This is a genomic window from Pseudomonas sp. GW822-FHT03F08, assembly GCF_058801265.1.
Map to the genome: position 1 here is coordinate 209438 of NZ_JBXANC010000005.1, position 19001 is coordinate 228438.

Genomic DNA, 19001 nt, shown 5'->3' on the forward strand with positions numbered 1-19001 from the left:
GACAACAAAAAGAGGAGTTTTGGAAAGGTCAAATTTCAGACACAAAAAACCCCGGTCTTTCGACCAGGGTCTTTGCTATCGATTCCGAATCAACCAAAGGTTGCTTTCGGTGTTCCAAGGCGTTCAGTGGTCCTTGAAACAGATATGGCGCAGCGGACGGGACTCGAACCCGCGACCCCCGGCGTGACAGGCCGGTATTCTAACCGACTGAACTACCGCTGCGTATCGCTTTGAGCTGACGCTCAAGTAACTCGTTTGACTGAAAGCTTCGGTGCTTTTCAATCGCGAACCAGACAGTGTCTGACTCGTTAAATATGGCGCAGCGGACGGGACTCGAACCCGCGACCCCCGGCGTGACAGGCCGGTATTCTAACCGACTGAACTACCGCTGCGCGTCGGTGGAGGCACTTTCAGCCTACCTCTTGCTTTCGCAAGTTTCTCGGGGAGTGGTGGGTGATGACGGGATCGAACCGCCGACATTCTGCTTGTAAGGCAGACGCTCTCCCAGCTGAGCTAATCACCCGTTTGCATCTCCGAGGCCGCGAAATTTACGCAGGTAGCGAACCTAAGTCAATAGCAGGATTGAAGTTTTTCTCAAAAAGACAAAAACATGTCATTCCGAGTAGATCATCTTCTTGGTCATGCCGCCGTCGACCACGAATTCCTGGCCCGTCACAAACCCGGCATTCTTCGACAGCAGCCAGGCCACCATCGCCGCCACATCCTCGACCGTCCCTACCCTGCCCGCCGGATGCTGGGCATGATCGATATCGGTCAGAGGCTCGGCGCGGCGCGCAGAGGGATCCCGCGCATCGATCCAGCCCGGACTGACCGCATTGACGCGAATCTCCGGCCCGAGGCTGATCGCCAGTGCGTGAGTCAACGCCAGCAAGCCGCCCTTGCTCGCCGCATAGGCTTCGGTATCAGGTTCCGATTGCGCCGCACGGGTCGAGGCCAGATTGACGATCGCCCCGTTGTGCGCCCGCAGATACGGCGCACAATGCTTGGCCAGCAACATCGGACCACTGAGATTCACTGCCAGCACCCGATTCCAGTAGGCCAGATCCAGGCTTTCCAGCGTGATGTTGTGCGGATCGGCCACCGCCGCGTTGCACACCAACGCATCCAGACGACCGAATTGCCCCAACACTTCAGCGACGCCGAGCGCCACCTGGCTTTCATCCGCCACGTCCATGGCGATGAACCAGGCATTCTCACCCAGCACTTTCGCCACTTTGGAACCACGCACCCGATCCAGATCCGACAGCACCACCTGCCAGCCTTCGCTGATCAGCCACGCCGCGATCCCCAGCCCGATTCCGCGAGCGGCACCCGTGACCAGCGCAACGCGGCCATGGGTGCCCGTCTTCGGAGTGGACAACTCGATCACAACGCCGCCAGACCGCGCGCCAGATCGGCTTGCAGGTCAGCGACGTCTTCCAGACCGACCGCGATGCGGATCAGGCTGTCACGAATCCCCGCCGCTTCACGCTCCTGCGGCGCCAGACGGCCGTGGGACGTGGTGCTCGGGTGAGTGATGGTGGTCTTGCTGTCACCCAGGTTGGCGGTGATCGAAATCAACCGGGTCGCATCGATAAAGCGCCAAGCGCCCTCTTTGCCGCCCCTCACCTCGAAGCTGACCACCGCACCGAAGCCCTTCTGCTGACGCTGGGCCAGTTCGTGCTGCGGATGGCTCTTGAGACCGGCGTAATGCACTTTTTCGATGCCGTCCTGCTGCTCCAGCCACTCGGCCAGTTGCTGGGCGTTGGCACAGTGCGCCTTCATCCGCAGATTCAGGGTTTCCAGACCCTTGAGGAAGATCCAGGCGTTGAACGGGCTCAGGGTTGGCCCGGCGGTACGCAGGAAGCCGACGATTTCTTTCATCTGCTCGCTGCGACCGGCAACCACGCCGCCCATGCAACGACCCTGGCCATCGATGAACTTGGTGGCCGAATGCACAACGATGTCTGCGCCCAACTTCAGCGGCTGCTGCAACGCCGGCGTGCAGAAGCAGTTGTCGACCACCAGCATCGCGCCCTTGGCGTGAGCGATTTCCGACAGCGCGGTGATATCCACCAGCTCAGCCAGCGGGTTGGACGGCGACTCGACGAACAGCAGTTTGGTGTTGGACTTGATCGCCGCATCCCAGGCCGACAGATCGGCCAGCGGAACGTAATCGACTTCCACGCCGAAACGCTTGAAGTACTTCTCGAACAGGCTGATGGTCGAACCGAACACGCTACGCGACACCAGCACATGATCGCCGGCACTGCACAGGCTCATCACCACCGCCATGATCGCGGCCATGCCAGTCGCCGTGGCTACGGCTTGTTCGGCGCCTTCCAGCGCAGCAATGCGCTCTTCGAACGAGCGAACGGTCGGATTGGTATAACGCGAGTAAACGTTACCCGGCACTTCCCCGGCAAACCGCGCAGCGGCGTCGGCGGCGGTACGGAACACGTAGCTGGAAGTGAAGAACATCGGATCACCGTGCTCGCCTTCCGGCGTACGGTGCTGACCGGCACGTACGGCCAGGGTATCGAACGCTACGCCTTCAAGGTCGCTGTCCAGCCGACCGGCATCCCATTCCTGACTCATGCTGTCACTCCTTGCCCTGTTCTCGATAAATAAAAGTCTTTTGCCAGATACAAAACCGGCCCCTAAGGGCCGGTTGAAACTCAGTTGTTGTACAGATCGATGATCGCACTGACCGCCTGGGTCTTGACCTTCGAGGCATCGTTGCGTGCCTGTTCGATCTTGTTCAGGTAAGCCTCATCGACGTCGCCGGTGACGTACTTGCCGTCAAACACCGCGCAATCGAAGTTTTCGATCTTGATCTTGCCGCCGCCGACCGCTTCGATCAAGTCAGGCAGGTCCTGATAGATCAGCCAGTCAGCGCCGATCAGGTCAGCGACATCCTGAGTCGAACGATTGTGCGCGATCAGCTCGTGAGCGCTCGGCATGTCGATGCCGTACACGTTCGGGAAGCGCACAGCCGGAGCGGCCGAGCAGAAGTAGACGTTTTTCGCGCCGGCTTCGCGGGCCATCTGGATGATCTGCTTACAGGTGGTGCCGCGAACGATCGAGTCATCCACCAGCATCACGTTCTTGCCGCGGAATTCCAGCTCGATGGCATTGAGCTTCTGGCGTACCGATTTCTTGCGCGCAGCCTGGCCAGGCATGATGAAGGTACGGCCGATGTAACGGTTCTTGACGAAGCCTTCGCGGAATTTCACGCCCAGATGGTTCGCCAGCTCGAGTGCGGCAGTACGACTGGTGTCCGGAATCGGGATAACCACGTCGATGTCGTGCTCAGGACGTTCGCGCAGAATCTTCTCGGCCAGCTTCTCACCCATGCGCAGACGGGCCTTGTAGACCGACACGCCGTCGATGATCGAATCCGGACGCGCCAGGTAGACGTGTTCGAAGATGCACGGCGTCAGGGACGGGTTGGTCGCGCACTGACGGGTGTGCAGCTTGCCGTCTTCAGTGATGTAGACCGCTTCGCCCGGTGCCAGGTCGCGAATCAGGGTGAAGCCGAGCACGTCGAGCGAAACGCTTTCGGAAGCGATCATGTACTCGACGCCTTCGTCGGTGTGACGCTGGCCGAACACGATCGGGCGGATGCCGTGAGGATCACGGAAGCCGACGATGCCGTAACCGGTCACCATCGCCACGACCGCGTAACCACCGACACAACGGTTGTGCACGTCGGTCACCGCAGCAAACACGTCTTCTTCAGTCGGCTGCAACTTGCCGCGCTGGGCCAGTTCGTGGGCGAACACGTTGAGCAGCACTTCCGAGTCGGAGCTGGTGTTGACGTGACGCAGATCGGATTCGTAGATCTCTTTGGCCAACTGCTCAACGTTGGTCAGGTTACCGTTGTGCGCCAGGGTGATGCCGTACGGCGAGTTGACGTAGAACGGCTGGGCCTCGGCCGACGTCGAGCTGCCGGCAGTCGGGTAACGGACGTGACCGATACCCATGTGGCCGACCAGGCGCTGCATGTGACGCTGCTGAAACACGTCACGCACCAGGCCATTGTCCTTGCGCAAGAACAACCGGCCATCATGGCTGGTCACGATACCGGCAGCGTCCTGGCCGCGGTGCTGGAGCACGGTTAGCGCGTCATACAGCGCCTGATTGACGTTCGACTTACCGACGATACCGACGATGCCACACATGCGACGCAACCCCTACTTAATGGATCTGAACTGAACAACACTCACTGAGGCGTTTTGGCCGACGGCAAGAGTTGCTCCTTGAACGGAATATCAGCGGGTACGCTGATTCCGCTGGCAAGCCACTGACTGCTCCACCCGAGAATCAGGTTCTTGGACCAGTCTGCGACCAATAGAAACTTTGGCACGAGCTGTGATTCTTTCCACCACCCGTCCTGCTGTACCGGCCCCAGGCTCAACAGCCCGACCGCCACGACCACCAGCAACACGCCACGCGCAGCGCCGAAGGCCATGCCGAGGAATCGATCGGTCCCGGACAACCCGGTGACGCGAACCAACTCGCCGATAAGATAATTGATCATTGCGCCCACGATCAGTGTGGCGACAAACATGATGGCACAGCCCGTGATCACACGAGCCGATGGCGTTTGAATGTATCCGGCGAGGTACTCGGACAATGAGCCACCGAACATCCAGGCAACAGCTCCTGCGATGATCCAGGTCACCAGCGACAATGCTTCTTTGACGAAGCCGCGGCTCAAACTGATCAATGCGGAGATGGCGATGATCGCAACGATCGCCCAGTCAACCCAGGTAAATGGCACAGTGCAGCCTACAGACGGATAAGGCGGCGCATTTTAGCAGAGCGCAGGGCTGTCGGTAAGCTGCGAATGTCAGTGCATTTCAATCGAGGTGATAGTTTTCAGCCACGCTCGGGCTGGAAGCGCACCACAAACCCCTTGAGGTTCTGCTGGCGACTCAACAAATCGCGCAAACGATCGGCTTCGGCGCGCTCGATCAGCGGACCGACGAACACCCGGTTCTTGCCATCGGCGGAACGGATGTAAGCGTTGTAGCCCTGACTGCGCAGGGTCTTCTGCAGGCTTTCGGCGCTGGCGCGGCTCGACAGACTGGCCAGTTGCACCGACCAGCTCACTGACAAGCCATTGGCGTCGACGCGACTCTGGGTAGTATCCGGTTTGGCAGAAAGCGCAGCGATCGGCTGGGCCGGGGCTGCGGCAGGCTTGGCCACGGGAGCCGGTGCCGGCGCGACCGCAACCGGTTTGGCTACGGGCGCAGGAACCGGAGCTGCAGGCGCAGGCGCAATCGGTGCCGCTGGCGCCGCCTGCTCGGCAACTTCGTCATCGCTCGGTACAGGCTCTTGCGGCAGAACCTGCGGCTCAGGCACTGCCACTGTCTCCATCTGGATCTGCGCCACGGCGGGTGTCTGCGGTGCAGCCGGCGCCTCGACGGTCACCTGACGTTGTTCGTCCTGACGGGAAAACAGCATCGGCAGGAAAATCACCGCCAGCGCCACCAGCACCAGGGCACCGACCATGCGTTGCTTGTACGCCTTATCCAGCAAAGCCATTTGCTGCTTCCTCCGTGGAGCGCCGAGACAGCCATTCAAGGGCCTCGGCGACACAATAAAATGATCCGAACAGCAAGATCTCGTCGTCGCTGGTGGCCACTGCGCACTGCCCTTCCAGAGCGGCCGCCACGCTGTCATAAGACGTGACCGAGGCGCCAAGGTTCTGCAATGCCTGATTCAATTCAGCCACCGGACGCGCACGCGGCGAATCCAGCGGCGCCACCGCCCAATGCTGGACGCTGGCATTCAATTCACCGACCACACCGTCCAGATCCTTGTCCGCCAACAGGCCGAACACGGCCAGGCGCTTGCCGACCGGTGGACGAGCAGCCAGACGCCGGGCCAGGTACTCCGCCGCATGCGGGTTATGACCGACATCCAGCAACAGGTTCAGGCGCTTGCCATTCCACTCGAATGAACGGCGATCAAGACGACCGACCACACGAGTCGCCTGCAAGGCCGCAACAATCTGTTGAGCATCCCAAGGCAACCCGAGCAGCAGATAAGCCTGCAAGGCCAGCGCGGCATTTTCCATCGGCAGGTCAAGCAGCGGCAAATCACGCAGCTCTACGACCTGACCGTCAGCATCAGTGCCACGCCACTGCCAGAATTGATCAGTGATGCCGAGATCGAAATCGCGCCCACGCAGGAAGAACGGGCAAGCAAGCTCGCGCGCCTTGTCCAGCAAAGGTTGTGGAGGATTCAGATCGCCGCACAGTGCAGGTTTGCCCTGACGGAAAATCCCGGCCTTCTCGAAGGCCACGGATTCGCGGGTATTGCCCAGGTAATCGGCATGATCAACACCGATGCTGGTGACCAGCGCGATGTCGGCATCGACCACGTTGACCGTGTCCAGACGCCCGCCCAGACCGACTTCCAGCACCACCGCATCGAGCCCGGCCCGTTGAAACAGCCAGAACGCCGCCAGGGTGCCCATTTCGAAGTAAGTCAGGGAAGTCTCGCCCCGCCCGGCCTCGACCGCCGCGAAGGCTTCGCACAACTGTGCATCAGTGGCTTCGACGCCATTGAGCTGCACCCGCTCGTTGTAACGCAGCAGGTGCGGGGAATTGTAGACACCAACGCTCAGGCCCTGCGCCCGCAGCAACGAAGCCACGAAAGCGCAGGTCGAACCCTTGCCGTTGGTGCCAGTGACCGTAATCACCCGAGGCGCCGGCTGGCCCAGCCCCATGCGGGACGCTACCTGTTGCGAACGCTCCAGCCCCATGTCGATGGCCGAGGGATGCAACTGCTCAAGGTAGGCGAGCCACTCGCCAAGGGTGCGCTCGGTCATACGTTGGCAGGCACCGGCGGAACGACGATCGGCTCGATCGGCGCAGCAACGAAGGTCGGGGTCGGCTTGCCGGTCAGTTGCGCCAGCAGATTACCCAGACGTGGACGCAGTTCACGACGGTCGATGATCAGGTCGATTGCACCGTGCTCCAGCAGGAACTCGCTGCGCTGGAAACCTTCCGGCAGTTTTTCGCGAACGGTCTGCTCGATCACGCGCGGACCGGCGAAGCCGATCAGGGCTTTCGGCTCACCGACGATCACGTCGCCCAGCATTGCCAGACTGGCGGAAACGCCGCCGTAGACCGGATCGGTCAGCACGGAGATGAACGGAATGCCTTCTTCACGCAGACGCGCCAGTACGGCCGACGTCTTGGCCATCTGCATCAGCGAGATCAGGGCTTCCTGCATTCGCGCGCCACCGGAGGCGGAGAAGCAGATCATCGGGCAACGGTTTTCCAGGGCGTAGTTGGCGGCGCGCACGAAGCGCTCACCGACGATGGCGCCCATGGAACCGCCCATGAAGCTGAATTCGAACGCCGAAACCACCACCGGCATGCCCAGCAGGGTGCCGCTCATGGAAATCAGTGCGTCTTTCTCACCGGTCTGCTTCTGGGCAGCGGTCAGACGATCCTTGTACTTCTTGCCGTCGCGGAACTTCAGACGGTCAACCGGCTCCAGGTCAGCGCCCAGTTCGGCACGGCCTTCGGCATCCAGGAAAATGTCGATGCGCGCACGTGCGCCGATGCGCATGTGGTGGTTGCATTTAGGGCAAACGTCCAGGGTCTTTTCCAGCTCCGGACGATACAGCACAGCCTCGCAGGACGGGCATTTGTGCCACAGACCTTCAGGCACCGAGCTCTTCTTGACCTCCGAACGCATGATCGAAGGGATCAGCTTGTCTACCAACCAGTTGCTCATGCTTTTTTTCTCCAGTACCGGCGGCCCGAACGCTCTGGTTCGCGGCCCCGCGTATGCCCTTCAGCTAAATTCATGTGTGGCGATGATCGTCTGGGCTGCCGGGTCAGCGGAACTGACCTGCGTACAACCCGAAAAGACCCTCAGCCTCTTTTCTACAGAGCTGTGGACGGCGGCAGTCTGCCAGCCGTCACATCAACGTACGGCGTTGATGAACGCCCGAATCTTTGCGTGATCCTTGATGCCCTTGCTCGCCTCTACCCCACCGCTGACATCCACCGCGTATGGCCGCACCCGGGCAACGGCATCGGCGACGTTCTCCGGTGTCAGCCCGCCGGCCAGAATCAACGGTTTGCTCAAACCCTGCGGAATCAATGACCAGTCGAACGCCTCGCCGGTTCCACCGGGCACGCCCTCAACATACGTATCGAGCAGCACGCCACTGGCGCTCGGGTAGGCATCGCAGGCGGCGGCGATGTCATTGCCCGCCTTGACCCGCAGGGCCTTGATATAAGGCCGGTGCCAGCCTTCGCAGTCGGCGACGGATTCATCACCGTGAAATTGCAGCAGATCCAGCGGCACGGCATCGAGGATTTCCCCGAGCTCGCAGCGACTGGCATTGACGAACAGCCCGACCGTGGTCACGAACGGCGGCAATGCAGCGATGATCGCGCGCGCCTGCTGAACGGTTACCGCCCGTGGACTCTTAGCGTAGAACACAAACCCGATGGCATCGGCCCCGGCCTCGACGGCCGCCAACGCATCTTCTATGCGGGTAATCCCGCAAATCTTGCTGCGAACGGCCGACATGTCGATAAAAACCTCAAGGCAAATCCGGGAAAGTCCCGGATGGTAACAAATGCATTCGAGGGCGTCAGCCGTCAAGTTCCGAGAAACCCGTAAGGAAATGTGGCCCGATGAAACGCTCGGGCAACGGGAACTCGTCGTGGTACTCGACCTGCACCAGATACAGCCCGAACGGATGCGCCGTGACCCCACCGGAGCGCCGCTCGCGACTCTCCAGCACTTCCTTCATCCACTCCGGCGAGCGCTCGCCGGCACCGATCGTCATCAACACCCCGGCGATGTTGCGCACCATGTGGTGCAGGAAAGCGTTGGCGCGGATGTCCAGCACGATCATTTTGCCGTGACGGGTCACGCGCAAGTGATGCATCTTCTTGATCGGCGATTTCGCCTGGCACTGGCCGGCACGGAACGCGCTGAAATCATGGGTACCGATCAGGTACTGCGCAGCCTCGGCCATGCGCTCCACGTCCAGCGGACGGTGATTCCAGGTGATTTCTTCATTGAGATGCGCCGGGCGGATCTGATCGTTGTAGATCACGTAGCGGTAACGCCGGGCAATGGCCTTGAATCGCGCATGAAAGTGCGCCGGCATGACCTTCGCCCAGCTGACACTGATGTCATGGGGCAAATTGATGTTGGCGCCCATGACCCAGGCTTTCAGCGAACGATCGACCTGGGTGTCGAAATGCACGACTTGCCCGCAGGCATGCACGCCGGCGTCCGTGCGCCCGGCGCATTGCAGCGAGATCGGCGAATTGGCGACCTTCGACAAGGCTTTTTCCAGGGTTTCCTGCACGGTGAGCACGCCTGTGGACTGGCGCTGCCAGCCGCTGTAGCGCGAACCCTTGTATTCAACGCCCAGTGCGACGCGGAAAAAGCCTTCGGGGGCCATTTCGGCGGCCGGGTTATCTATGTTTGCCAAGTCGGGACAGCCTGCTGATCTACAAAGGCGGGCATTATAAGGCGGCGAACCGGGGATACCAGACCCAAACAAAAACGGCAGCCTCGAAGGGCTGCCGTTTTATTTACCGCTGAACGCTGACTCAGGCCAGATGCGAAAGCATTTCCTTCGCTTCGTTCTTCTGCTTGTCGTCACCTTCGCTGAGCACTTCCTTGAGGATGTCGCGCGCGCCGTCGTTGTCGCCCATGTCGATGTAGGCCTGCGCCAGATCGAGTTTGGTGGCAGCTTCGTCGGTGCCAGCGAGGAAGTCAAAGTCATCCTCACCCAGATCGCCACCCAACGCAGCATCGGCCTCAGTGAAGCTTGGCTCGTTGATGCTGCCCGACAGACGATCCAGTTCAGCGTTGACGTCATCCAGCTCGGCCGCGAATGCATCCGGCTCGGCCGGCGCGGCATCCATTTCGTCAGCCAGAGACAGGTCGAAATCGGCTGGCAGTTCCAGATCATCCAGTGGAGGCTCGACCACAACCGGCGGCTCGACCGGCGCAAGATCCTTCACGCCTTCGTCCAGATCCAGCAGGAAGTCGTCGTCAGCCAGTTCAACCGGCACAGGCGCAGGATCGGCACCCAGATCCAGATCCAGGTCGAAATCAGACAGATCGTCGAGGTTTTCCTTGATCTCGGTCTGCTGCTGCAGAACCGACTCGAAGCTCAGATCGTCATCCGCCGGGAACTCGTCCAGCTCGACCGGCGCTTCAGGCTCGACAGCAGCCGCCGGTGCAACAGGCTCCACCGGTGTGATGTTGTCGAGATCATCCAGGCTCAGGTCGAAAGCGCTGTCCAGATCGTCTTCCGCGGCAGCAGGCGCTTCAGGCACTTCAGGCACTTCAGGCTCGTCGAGCAGCAGGTCCTTGACGTATTCCGCGTCCAGCTCGGCGGCAATGGCAGCAGCGGCCAGACCACTCGCCACGACGACCGCCATGGCCGGGAAGCGGCTTTTCAGCTCTTCGACCTTGGCAAAGTTATCGCCGTTGGCGACCAGTTGACGCTCCTGACCGACGAAGGCATCACGATCACCCTGGCGACCGTAGACTTCCATCAGTTTCAGACGCAGGTCACTGCGCTGCGGCTCCAGGCTCACGCCCTCCTCCAGCAACGCGGCGGCCTGATTCAGACGACCGCCGTCGATGTGCGACTGCGCCTTGTCCAGCACGTCGTCGGAACGCTCGGCCGCCGGGGCCACCAGCGGCGCGGCGATCGGCTCGGCCATCACGACCGGAGCCACCACCGCAGCGGCAACAGGCGCCGCTGCTGGTGCAGGCGTGAGTTTGACGCTCGCTGCCGGCACTTCCAGGCCTTCGAAGCTGCTTTCCGGCAGATCGAGTTCAGGCGCGAACGATTGCTCCTCAAGCGCCCGAGCCATGCGCAGGTGCTTTTCAGCTTCCTGCTGAGCCTTGCGGCGGCGAGCCAGCAGCAACAACAGAAGCAACAGCACCACCGCACCACCGCCCACCAGACCCAGCAGGATCGGGTTGGTCAGCAGTTCGTTGAAGGTTTTCTCGTCATCGGCGGCAGGCTTCGGCTCGACTACCGGCTCAACCGGTGCTGGCGCAACGGCTTCCGGCGCAGGCGTGACAGGTGCAGCTTCTGCCGGGGTGGCGGGTGGCGTGGCGGCCAGTTCGGCGGTGATCGCCGGAACCGGGGCAACCGCAGGTGCGGCGGCTGCGGGAGCCGGCGCAGTGGCGGAACCTTCGGCCTGCAACTTCGCCAGTTGATTGTTCTTCAGTTCGATCAGGCGTTGCAGCTTGTCCAGCTGACTTTGCAGATCGGTCATGCGGCTTTTCAGTTCCGCATTGTCACGACGGGTCGTGTCGAGGCTTTCCTGGGTCACCGCCAGTTTGTTGCTCAAGGCCTTGGCGTCGCCGGCCGGGCCCTTGCCGCGACCCTTGGCACCTTCAGCCGAGACCAGGCTCAGGTTGTCCTTGGCATTCTTGGCAGGACCGGTGTTGGCGCGGCCACGGTTGGTCGCATCAAGCTGCTGCTGACCGGTGCCTGGCTTGGCCACATAACGACGACCCTGACGCCAGGCCTCGTTCTGCGCGGCCACTTCGGCAATGGCTTTGGATTGCGGCAGCGCGGTGCTTTGCACCTCATCCGGCAGACGCAGCACCTGACCGGTTTTCAAACGGTTGATGTTGCCGCCGATGAACGCATCCGGGTTCAGGGCCTGAATCGCCAGCATGGTCTGCTGGACCGAACCGCCAGTACGCGCCTTCGCTGCGATTTCCCACAGGGTGTCGCGTGGCGTGGTGGTATGGGTCGAATGTGTTGCACCCGTGGTCGGCGCGGTGATGGTTTGCGTCGGCGCCGGTTGAGCGGCGGCATCGGCGGTCTGCGGCGAGAACTTCGACGGATCCAGCAGCACGCTGTAATCGCGCAGCAGTCGACCGTTAGGCCACATCACCTGCACGAGGAATTTCACCATCGGTTCCGACAGCGGTTTGCTCGAGGTAATACGCAGCACGCTTTTGCCGCTGGCGTTGAGCACCGGGGTGAAAGTCAGATCATTGAGGAAGGCCTGGCGATCGACACCGGCCTTGGCGAAATCTTCCGGCGAGGCCAGGCTCGGTACCACTTCGGCAGCGGTCAGATCCTTGACATCGAGCAGCTCGATTTCCGCCACCAGCGGCTGGTTCAGGGTCGACTTCAGGGTCAGCTCCCCGAGCCCGAGGGCATGCGCCATACCGGAGGACAGCGCCGAGGCGGCCGCTATTGCTAACACCAGTTTGCGAACTTGAACCATAGCCTCTTCCTTTGTTTGAACGTTCCTCGGCCAGCGAGAAGATGTTGATTGTCGCTGCCGTAAGGCATTGCGCGCGACGACGACAGCATGCCGCGCGCGATCATTTCTTTGATGCCCCGGAATGTCCCGGAGGGTGTTACGTCATCAAGTGATCTGGCCAAGCATAGCGCCCGGCTAGAATCAGTCGACAAATTGTTGCCAAGTATCTTTTACAGCAGGCCTTTTATCAACAACTCGGCCACTTGCACCGCGTTGAGGGCCGCACCTTTGCGTACGTTATCTGACGTCAGCCACAGATTTAGTTCCGACGGCTCGTCGACACCGCTACGCACCCGTCCGACATAGACCACGTCCTGGCCCACCGCGTCACCGACGGCGGTCGGATAATCGCCGGCTTCAACCAGTTCGATGCCGTCAGCGGCTTCAAGGGCGGCATTGACCTTTTCCAGATCGACCGCGCTCGCTGACTGCAAGGTCACGCTAAAGCTATCGCCAAAAAACACCGGGGCTTGAACGCAAGTTGCGGAAATCTTTAATAAAGGCTTGGCCAGCACCTGACGCAGTTCGCGCACCAGACGTTTTTCCAGCAGCGTGTGGCCTTGAGCGTCAGGCGTACCGACCTGAGCCAGCAGGTTGAAAGCCATTTGCCGGTCGAAGAATGTCGGCTCCAGCGGACGCATGTTCAGCAACTCGGCGGTCTGGCGAGCCAGCTCGGTCACCGCTTCGCGGCCTTGGGCGGAAACCGCCAGATTGGCGGTGACATGCACATATTGCAGCTCGATCAAATCGAGCAGCGGCGCCAGCACCACGGCGAGCGTGGTGGCCGACGGGCTTGGGCTGCTAACCTGGAACGGCATTTTCAAACCGGCCAGCAACTCGGCATTGGCTTCCGGCACCACTTGCGGCGCCTGATCCGCCGGCAACGCGCCGGACAGATCGACCAGCGAGCAACCCGCCGCGTGAGCGCGAGCGGCGTAACTCAGGGTGATGGCCGGGCCGGCGGCGAAGAACGCCAGCTTGACCTTGCTGAAATCGAACTCGTCGACTTCGCGCACTCTTACGTTCTTGTTGCGAAACAGCACCGAGCTGCCGGCGGATTCACTGCTGGCCAACAGGTGCAAGGTGCCGACCGGAAAGTCGCGCTCTTCGAGAATCTGCACAAGGGTTTCGCCGACAGTACCGGTGGCGCCGATCACGGCAATATCAAGGGTCTGGGTCATGGTGCTGCCTCTGGCGAAACGGGGGGAGCGGCACTTTACCGGGTGAGTCGCACACAGGCAATTCGCGCCCGCCGCGAAGAGCGGACGCGGAGCGTCCATGGCTGCATTCCCACGCGGAGCGTGGGAACGATCAACAGGTACAAAAAAACCCGCGCCTCTTTCAAGGCACGGGTTCTTTCATTGCGTCACGCGATCAACGCTCCAGCAGGATCCGCAGCATGCGACGCAGCGGCTCGGCCGCGCCCCACAGCAGTTGGTCGCCGACGGTGAAAGCACCGACGAACTGCGAACCCATGTTCAGCTTGCGCAGACGACCGACCGGCACGTTCAGGGTACCGGTGACTTTCGTCGGGCTCAGCTCCTGCATGCTGATTTCGCGCTGGTTAGGCACCAGTTTGACCCAAGGGTTGTGCTGGCTGATCAGCCCTTCGATGTCGGCGATCGGCACGTCTTTGTTCAGCTTGATGGTCAGCGCCTGGCTGTGGCAACGCATGGCGCCGATGCGCACGCAGATGCCGTCGACCGGGATCGGGCTCTTGAAGCGACCGAGGATCTTGTTGGTCTCGGCCTGGGCCTTCCACTCTTCGCGGCTCTGGCCGTTCGGCAGTTCCTTGTCGATCCACGGGATCAGGCTGCCGGCCAGCGGTACGCCGAAGTTTTCGGTCGGGTACGCGTCGCTGCGCATGGCTTCGGCCACACGGCGGTCGATGTCGAGGATCGCGCTGGCCGGATCAGCCAGTTGATCGGCGACAGCGGCGTGGGTCGCGCCCATCTGCTTGATCAGTTCACGCATGTTCTGCGCGCCGGCACCGGACGCCGCCTGATAGGTCATGGCGCTCATCCACTCGACCAGACCGGCCTCGAACAGACCGCCCAGGCCCATCAGCATCAGGCTGACGGTGCAGTTGCCGCCGATGTAGTTCTTGGTGCCCGCGTCGAGCTGCTGGTCGATGACCTTGCGGTTGACCGGGTCGAGGATGATGACGGCGTCGTCGTTCATCCGCAGGCTCGAGGCCGCGTCGATCCAGTAACCCTGCCAGCCGGCTTCGCGCAGCTTCGGGAACACTTCGCTGGTGTAGTCGCCGCCCTGGCAGGTCAGGATCACGTCGAGGGTCTTCAGCTCATCAATGCTGTAAGCGTCCTTGAGCGGAGCAATGTCCTTGCCCACGGACGGGCCTTGGCCACCGACGTTGGAAGTGGTGAAAAACACCGGCTCGATAAGATCGAAATCCTGCTCTTCCAGCATCCGCTGCATGAGCACGGAACCGACCATGCCGCGCCAACCGATCAGACCTACACGTTTCATCGCAACTACACCTTCTTGAAAAGTGGGCCGCTGCTTTGTCTTGAATTTCGCAGCGGGCCCGAGAGATTACAGATTCCGCAGCGCGGCGACTACTGCGTCACCCATTTCCTGCGTACCGACTTTAGTGCAACCGGTCGAAAAGATGTCGCCGGTACGCAGCCCTTGATCCAGCACCACGCTGACCGCTTTCTCGATGGCATCGGCCGCTTCGTGCAGATTGAAGCTGTAACGCAGCATCATCGACACCGACAGGATGGTCGCCAGCGGGTTGGCAATGCCTTTGCCCGCGATGTCCGGCGCCGAACCGTGGCAAGGCTCGTACATGCCCTTGTTGTTGGCGTCCAGCGAAGCCGACGGCAGCATGCCGATGGAGCCGGTGAGCATCGACGCTTCGTCGGACAGGATGTCGCCGAACATGTTGTCGGTGACGATCACGTCGAACTGCTTCGGTGCACGCACCAGTTGCATGGCGGCGTTGTCGACGTACATGTGGCTCAGTTCGACTTCAGGGTAATCCTTGGCGACCTGCTCGACCACTTCACGCCACAGTTGGCTGGACGCCAGCACGTTAGCCTTGTCCACCGAGCACAGCTTTTTGCCACGAACCATGGCCATGTCGAAACCGACACGGGCGATGCGGCGGATTTCGCTTTCGCTGTACGGCAGTGTGTCGTAGGACTGACGCTCGCCGTTTTCCAGGGTACGGGTGCCACGCGGCGCGCCGAAGTAGATACCGCCGGTCAGCTCACGGACGATCAGGATGTCCAGGCCGGCAACGATTTCCGGTTTCAGGCTCGAAGCGTCAGCCAGTTGCGGGTACAGGATCGCCGGGCGCAGGTTGCCGAACAGGCCCAGTTGCGCACGGATTTTCAGCAGGCCGCGCTCAGGGCGGATGTCACGCTCGATGGTGTCCCATTTCGGACCGCCCACGGCGCCCAGCAGCACGGCGTCGGCAGCGCGAGCGCGGTCGAGGGTTTCGTCGGCCAGCGGTACGCCGTGCTTGTCGATGGCCGCGCCACCGATCACGTCATGGCTCAGCTCGAAGCCCAGGCTGTACTTGTCGTTGGCCAGCTCCAGCACCTTGACCGCTTCGGCCATGATTTCCGGACCAATACCGTCGCCTGGGAGAATCAGAATCTGCTTGCTCATGCTTTCCTCGTGTCTTCAGTCGGTGCGCCATCGACAGGCGCGCCCGGAAAAATACTTATCGTTCCAAGATTACTTTTCAGCCCAGAGCACCAGTACATCTGTACTGAACGAACCATCGGCCTCAATCTCAAAATATTCGCGCACTTCGTTGCCCATCGACTGCTGCAACTGGCGGATCGCGGCGCGCATCACTTCAGGTGTGCGCATGCGCTCGACCCAGCTGTTGTACTCCAGACGCAGGCGCTGACGCGTGGTGCTGCGGGTGTGCAGACCGGCCTCGCTGACCTGGCGCAGCCACTCACCGGCAGAATAATCGCGTACATGGCTGGTGTCGCGCAGCACTTCGACGCTCTGCAGGTAGGTGTCGAACAGCGGACTGCCCGGCGACAGCACGTCGATGAACGCCGCCACGCCACCCGGCTTCAGCACCCGACGCACTTCGCGCAACGCAACGCCGAGGTCACTCCAGTGGTGCGCCGAGTAACGGCTGAACACGAAATCGAACTCGCCATCGGCGAACGGCAGGCGCTCGGCAGCACCGTTGACCGTGGACACGTTGCTCAAACCGCGATCAACGGCAGCCGCAGCCACCACGTCGAGCATCTGCTGCGACAGGTCGTAGGCCACCACTTCTTTCACCAGCGAAGCGACGTGAAAACTCACGTGCCCGGCGCCGCAACCCAGGTCCAGCACCCGAGCCTCACCCTGCCCCGCCAGCTCAGCCTGTAGCAGCGCAAATTCAGTGCCTTGAGCGTGAACGGCGCTGCTCAGGTAGGCGGCGGCCTGTTCACCGAATTGCTTTTGTACAACCTGACTGTGCTGGGCGGTGCTGGTCATGGGTACTTCCTTTTATTGGGGTTTCAACCTTTCTAATTCACGCGTCGCGGAACAACCACGGCTGGCTCGTACGATGCTTGCTTTCAAACGCCGCGATCGCATCGCCGTCCTGCAAGGTCAGGCCGATGTCGTCCAGACCGTTGAGCAGGCAGTGCTTGCGGAACGCGTCGATCTCGAAGCGGTACACCTTGCCGTTCGGGCTGGTCACGGTCTGTTCGTGCAGATCGATCTGCAACTGATAGCCCGGCGCGGCCTCGACCTGTTTGAACAGTTCGTCGACTTCGGCATCGCTCAAGATGATCGGCAGCAAGCCGTTCTTGAAGCTGTTGTTGAAGAAGATGTCGGCGTAGCTCGGCGCGATGATGCTGCGGAAACCGTATTCTTCCAGCGCCCATGGCGCGTGTTCACGGCTGGAGCCGCAACCGAAGTTTTCGCGGGCCAGCAACACGCTGGCGCCTTGATAACGCTCGGCGTTGAGCACGAATTCCTTGTTCAGCGGACGCTTGGAGTTGTCCTGATACGGTTGACCGACATCCAGGTAACGCCACTCGTCGAACAGGTTCGGGCCGAAGCCGGTGCGCTTGATCGACTTCAGAAACTGCTTCGGGATGATCTGGTCGGTGTCGACGTTGGCACGATCCAGAGGTGCGACAAGGCCAGTGTGCTGGGTAAAAGCTTTCATGCTGCGCTCCTCAGATCAATTCACGAACGTCGATGAAACGACCGTTCACCGCCGCCGCAGCGGCCATGGCCGGGCTGACGAGGTGGGTACGGCCACCGGCGCCCTGACGGCCTTCGAAGTTACGGTTGGACGTCGAGGCGCAATGCTCGCCGGACTCCAAACGGTCCGGGTTCATCGCCAGGCACATCGAGCAACCCGGTTCACGCCATTCGAAACCGGCTTCGAGGAAGATCTTGTCCAGACCTTCGGCCTCAGCCTGCGCCTTCACCAGACCCGAACCCGGCACCACGATGGCCTGCTTGATGGTCGAAGCAACCTTGCGGCCCTTGGCGATCACCGCAGCAGCGCGTAAATCTTCGATGCGCGAGTTGGTGCAGGAACCGATGAATACGCGGTCGAGCTGAATGTCGGTGATCGCCTGATTGGCGGTCAAACCCATGTATTTCAAGGCGCGGACGATCGAGTCGCGCTTGACCAGATCCATCTCTTTAGCCGGGTCCGGCACGTTCTGATCAACGGCCAACACCATTTCCGGCGATGTGCCCCAGCTGACTTGCGGCTTGATCTGCGCAGCGTCGAGTTCGACCACGGTGTCGAAATGCGCGTCGGCGTCGGACACCAGGTCTTTCCAGGATTCGACGGCCAGATCCCACTCGGCGCCTTTCGGTGCGAACGGACGGCCCTTGACGTAATCCACAGTCTTTTGGTCCGCCGCCACCAGACCTACGCGGGCACCGGCTTCAATGGACATGTTGCAAATGGTCATGCGGCCTTCGACGGACAAGTCACGGATGGCGCTGCCGGCAAATTCGATGGCGTGGCCGTTACCGCCGGCGGTGCCGATCTTGCCGATGACGGCGAGGACGATGTCTTTGGCGGTCACGCCGAACGGCAATTGGCCTTCGACGCGCACCAGCATGTTCTTCATTTTCTTGGCGACCAGGCACTGAGTGGCGAGCACGTGCTCAACCTCGGAAGTGCCGATACCGTGGGCCAATGCGCCGAACGCGCCGTGGGTCGAGGTGTGCGAGTCGCCGCAGACCACGGTCATGCCCGGCAAGGTCGCGCCCTGCTCCGGGCTGATCACGTGGACGATGCCCTGACGGACGTCGTTCATCTTGAATTCGACGATGCCGTATTCATCGCAGTTGTCGTCGAGGGTCTGAACCTGCAAACGCGAGACCTGGTCGGCAATGGCCGCGATGCCGCCCTTGCGCTCCGGGGTGGTCGGTACGTTGTGGTCCGGGGTCGCGATATTGGCATCGATGCGCCATGGCTTGCGCCCGGCCAGACGCAGGCCTTCGAAGGCTTGCGGCGAAGTCACTTCATGGATGATGTGACGATCGATGTAGATCAGCGCCGAACCATCGTCGCGCTGCTTGACCAAATGCGAATCCCAGAGCTTGTCGTAGAGCGTTTTGCCGGCCATCAGACGTTTCCTCATCAGCTTGTTTCTATGCCCTGGGCTTATCAATAACCCTTTGGCTTGTGAGGCCGATCCTATGGGGTTAGATTGAATAACTCAAATTCATATTTTT

16 protein-coding genes and 3 tRNA genes are annotated in these 19001 nt (G+C 61.2%); all 19 read right to left on the reverse strand.

Features of this window, described 5'->3' with window-relative positions:
* Nucleotides 1-145 precede the first annotated feature (145 nt).
* The 19 genes from AC1RME_RS14575 to leuC all read right to left on the reverse strand — a co-directional run bounded on the left by AC1RME_RS14575 (nucleotide 146) and on the right by leuC (nucleotide 18892).
* Nucleotides 146-222, reverse strand: a tRNA-Asp gene (locus tag AC1RME_RS14575).
* Between the two features lie 93 nt (nucleotides 223-315).
* Nucleotides 316-392 (reverse strand) — tRNA-Asp (locus AC1RME_RS14580).
* A 55-nt stretch (nucleotides 393-447) separates the two neighbouring features.
* A tRNA-Val gene (locus tag AC1RME_RS14585) sits at nucleotides 448-523 on the reverse strand.
* Between the two features lie 90 nt (nucleotides 524-613).
* On the reverse strand, nucleotides 614-1390 hold the full coding sequence (locus tag AC1RME_RS14590) for an SDR family oxidoreductase (RefSeq protein ID WP_096821206.1): 777 nt from the start codon (nucleotides 1388-1390) through the stop codon (nucleotides 614-616).
* On the reverse strand, nucleotides 1387-2598 hold the full coding sequence (locus tag AC1RME_RS14595; RefSeq protein ID WP_493072830.1) for an O-succinylhomoserine sulfhydrylase: 1212 nt from the start codon (nucleotides 2596-2598) through the stop codon (nucleotides 1387-1389). The genes AC1RME_RS14590 and AC1RME_RS14595 overlap by 4 nt, the downstream gene beginning before the upstream one ends.
* Nucleotides 2599-2678: 80 nt before the next feature.
* Nucleotides 2679-4184, reverse strand: a complete 1506-nt coding sequence (purF, locus tag AC1RME_RS14600; protein ID WP_007956466.1) for an amidophosphoribosyltransferase — start codon at nucleotides 4182-4184, stop codon at nucleotides 2679-2681.
* Nucleotides 4185-4225: 41 nt separating this feature from the next.
* Complete coding sequence (locus AC1RME_RS14605) at nucleotides 4226-4786, reverse strand: CvpA family protein (RefSeq protein WP_007956464.1); 561 nt, start codon at nucleotides 4784-4786, stop codon at nucleotides 4226-4228.
* Between the two features lie 98 nt (nucleotides 4787-4884).
* Complete coding sequence (locus tag AC1RME_RS14610; protein ID WP_493066257.1) at nucleotides 4885-5553, reverse strand: SPOR domain-containing protein; 669 nt, start codon at nucleotides 5551-5553, stop codon at nucleotides 4885-4887.
* Nucleotides 5537-6844 (reverse strand): bifunctional tetrahydrofolate synthase/dihydrofolate synthase, encoded by a 1308-nt coding sequence (gene folC, locus AC1RME_RS14615; RefSeq protein WP_493091506.1) that lies wholly within the window; start codon nucleotides 6842-6844, stop codon nucleotides 5537-5539. The genes AC1RME_RS14610 and folC overlap by 17 nt, the downstream gene beginning before the upstream one ends.
* Nucleotides 6841-7761, reverse strand: a complete 921-nt coding sequence (gene accD / locus AC1RME_RS14620) for an acetyl-CoA carboxylase, carboxyltransferase subunit beta (protein ID WP_096821202.1) — start codon at nucleotides 7759-7761, stop codon at nucleotides 6841-6843. The genes folC and accD overlap by 4 nt, the downstream gene beginning before the upstream one ends.
* A 192-nt stretch (nucleotides 7762-7953) precedes the next feature.
* Nucleotides 7954-8568 carry a phosphoribosylanthranilate isomerase gene (locus AC1RME_RS14625; RefSeq protein WP_493091507.1) on the reverse strand — a complete coding sequence of 205 codons (615 nt, stop codon included), beginning with the start codon at nucleotides 8566-8568 and terminating at the stop codon, nucleotides 7954-7956.
* A gap of 64 nt (nucleotides 8569-8632) precedes the next feature.
* Complete coding sequence (gene truA / locus AC1RME_RS14630; protein WP_173861340.1) at nucleotides 8633-9457, reverse strand: tRNA pseudouridine(38-40) synthase TruA; 825 nt, start codon at nucleotides 9455-9457, stop codon at nucleotides 8633-8635.
* Between the two features lie 151 nt (nucleotides 9458-9608).
* Complete coding sequence (locus AC1RME_RS14635; protein WP_493091508.1) at nucleotides 9609-12269, reverse strand: motility hub landmark protein FimV; 2661 nt, start codon at nucleotides 12267-12269, stop codon at nucleotides 9609-9611.
* Nucleotides 12270-12478: 209 nt separating this feature from the next.
* Entirely contained in the window at nucleotides 12479-13489 is a 1011-nt protein-coding gene (locus AC1RME_RS14640; RefSeq protein WP_493091509.1) for an aspartate-semialdehyde dehydrogenase, read from the reverse strand.
* Between the two features lie 193 nt (nucleotides 13490-13682).
* Nucleotides 13683-14795 carry an aspartate-semialdehyde dehydrogenase gene (asd, locus tag AC1RME_RS14645; protein ID WP_064363920.1) on the reverse strand — a complete coding sequence of 371 codons (1113 nt, stop codon included), beginning with the start codon at nucleotides 14793-14795 and terminating at the stop codon, nucleotides 13683-13685.
* A gap of 66 nt (nucleotides 14796-14861) precedes the next feature.
* Nucleotides 14862-15944: a 3-isopropylmalate dehydrogenase gene (leuB, locus tag AC1RME_RS14650; protein WP_085732478.1), complete on the reverse strand. Its 1083-nt coding sequence runs from the start codon at nucleotides 15942-15944 to the stop codon at nucleotides 14862-14864.
* Between the two features lie 69 nt (nucleotides 15945-16013).
* Nucleotides 16014-16781: a class I SAM-dependent methyltransferase gene (locus tag AC1RME_RS14655; protein ID WP_011333352.1), complete on the reverse strand. Its 768-nt coding sequence runs from the start codon at nucleotides 16779-16781 to the stop codon at nucleotides 16014-16016.
* 37 nt (nucleotides 16782-16818) lie between these two features.
* Nucleotides 16819-17463, reverse strand: a complete 645-nt coding sequence (gene leuD, locus AC1RME_RS14660) for a 3-isopropylmalate dehydratase small subunit (RefSeq protein WP_493091510.1) — start codon at nucleotides 17461-17463, stop codon at nucleotides 16819-16821.
* A 10-nt stretch (nucleotides 17464-17473) separates the two neighbouring features.
* Nucleotides 17474-18892 carry a 3-isopropylmalate dehydratase large subunit gene (gene leuC, locus AC1RME_RS14665; RefSeq protein ID WP_096821194.1) on the reverse strand — a complete coding sequence of 473 codons (1419 nt, stop codon included), beginning with the start codon at nucleotides 18890-18892 and terminating at the stop codon, nucleotides 17474-17476.
* Nucleotides 18893-19001: the final 109 nt, after the last annotated feature.

Excerpts from the sequence above, each read along its gene's own strand:
- AC1RME_RS14640 (WP_493091509.1), bottom strand. The coding sequence starts at position 13,489 with ATGACCCAGACCCTTGATATTGCCGTGATCGGCGCCACCGGTACTGTC.
- AC1RME_RS14635 (WP_493091508.1), bottom strand. The coding sequence starts at position 12,269 with ATGGTTCAAGTTCGCAAACTGGTGTTAGCAATAGCGGCCGCCTCGGCG.
- leuB (WP_085732478.1), bottom strand. The coding sequence starts at position 15,944 with ATGAGCAAGCAGATTCTGATTCTCCCAGGCGACGGTATTGGTCCGGAA.
- AC1RME_RS14625 (WP_493091507.1), bottom strand. The coding sequence starts at position 8,568 with ATGTCGGCCGTTCGCAGCAAGATTTGCGGGATTACCCGCATAGAAGAT.
- asd (WP_064363920.1), bottom strand. The coding sequence starts at position 14,795 with ATGAAACGTGTAGGTCTGATCGGTTGGCGCGGCATGGTCGGTTCCGTG.
- accD (WP_096821202.1), bottom strand. The coding sequence starts at position 7,761 with ATGAGCAACTGGTTGGTAGACAAGCTGATCCCTTCGATCATGCGTTCG.
- purF (WP_007956466.1), bottom strand. The coding sequence starts at position 4,184 with ATGTGTGGCATCGTCGGTATCGTCGGTAAGTCGAACGTCAATCAGGCG.
- leuD (WP_493091510.1), bottom strand. The coding sequence starts at position 17,463 with ATGAAAGCTTTTACCCAGCACACTGGCCTTGTCGCACCTCTGGATCGT.
- truA (WP_173861340.1), bottom strand. The coding sequence starts at position 9,457 with ATGGCCCCCGAAGGCTTTTTCCGCGTCGCACTGGGCGTTGAATACAAG.
- leuC (WP_096821194.1), bottom strand. The coding sequence starts at position 18,892 with ATGGCCGGCAAAACGCTCTACGACAAGCTCTGGGATTCGCATTTGGTC.
- folC (WP_493091506.1), bottom strand. The coding sequence starts at position 6,844 with ATGACCGAGCGCACCCTTGGCGAGTGGCTCGCCTACCTTGAGCAGTTG.
- AC1RME_RS14595 (WP_493072830.1), bottom strand. The coding sequence starts at position 2,598 with ATGAGTCAGGAATGGGATGCCGGTCGGCTGGACAGCGACCTTGAAGGC.
- AC1RME_RS14610 (WP_493066257.1), bottom strand. The coding sequence starts at position 5,553 with ATGGCTTTGCTGGATAAGGCGTACAAGCAACGCATGGTCGGTGCCCTG.
- AC1RME_RS14655 (WP_011333352.1), bottom strand. The coding sequence starts at position 16,781 with ATGACCAGCACCGCCCAGCACAGTCAGGTTGTACAAAAGCAATTCGGT.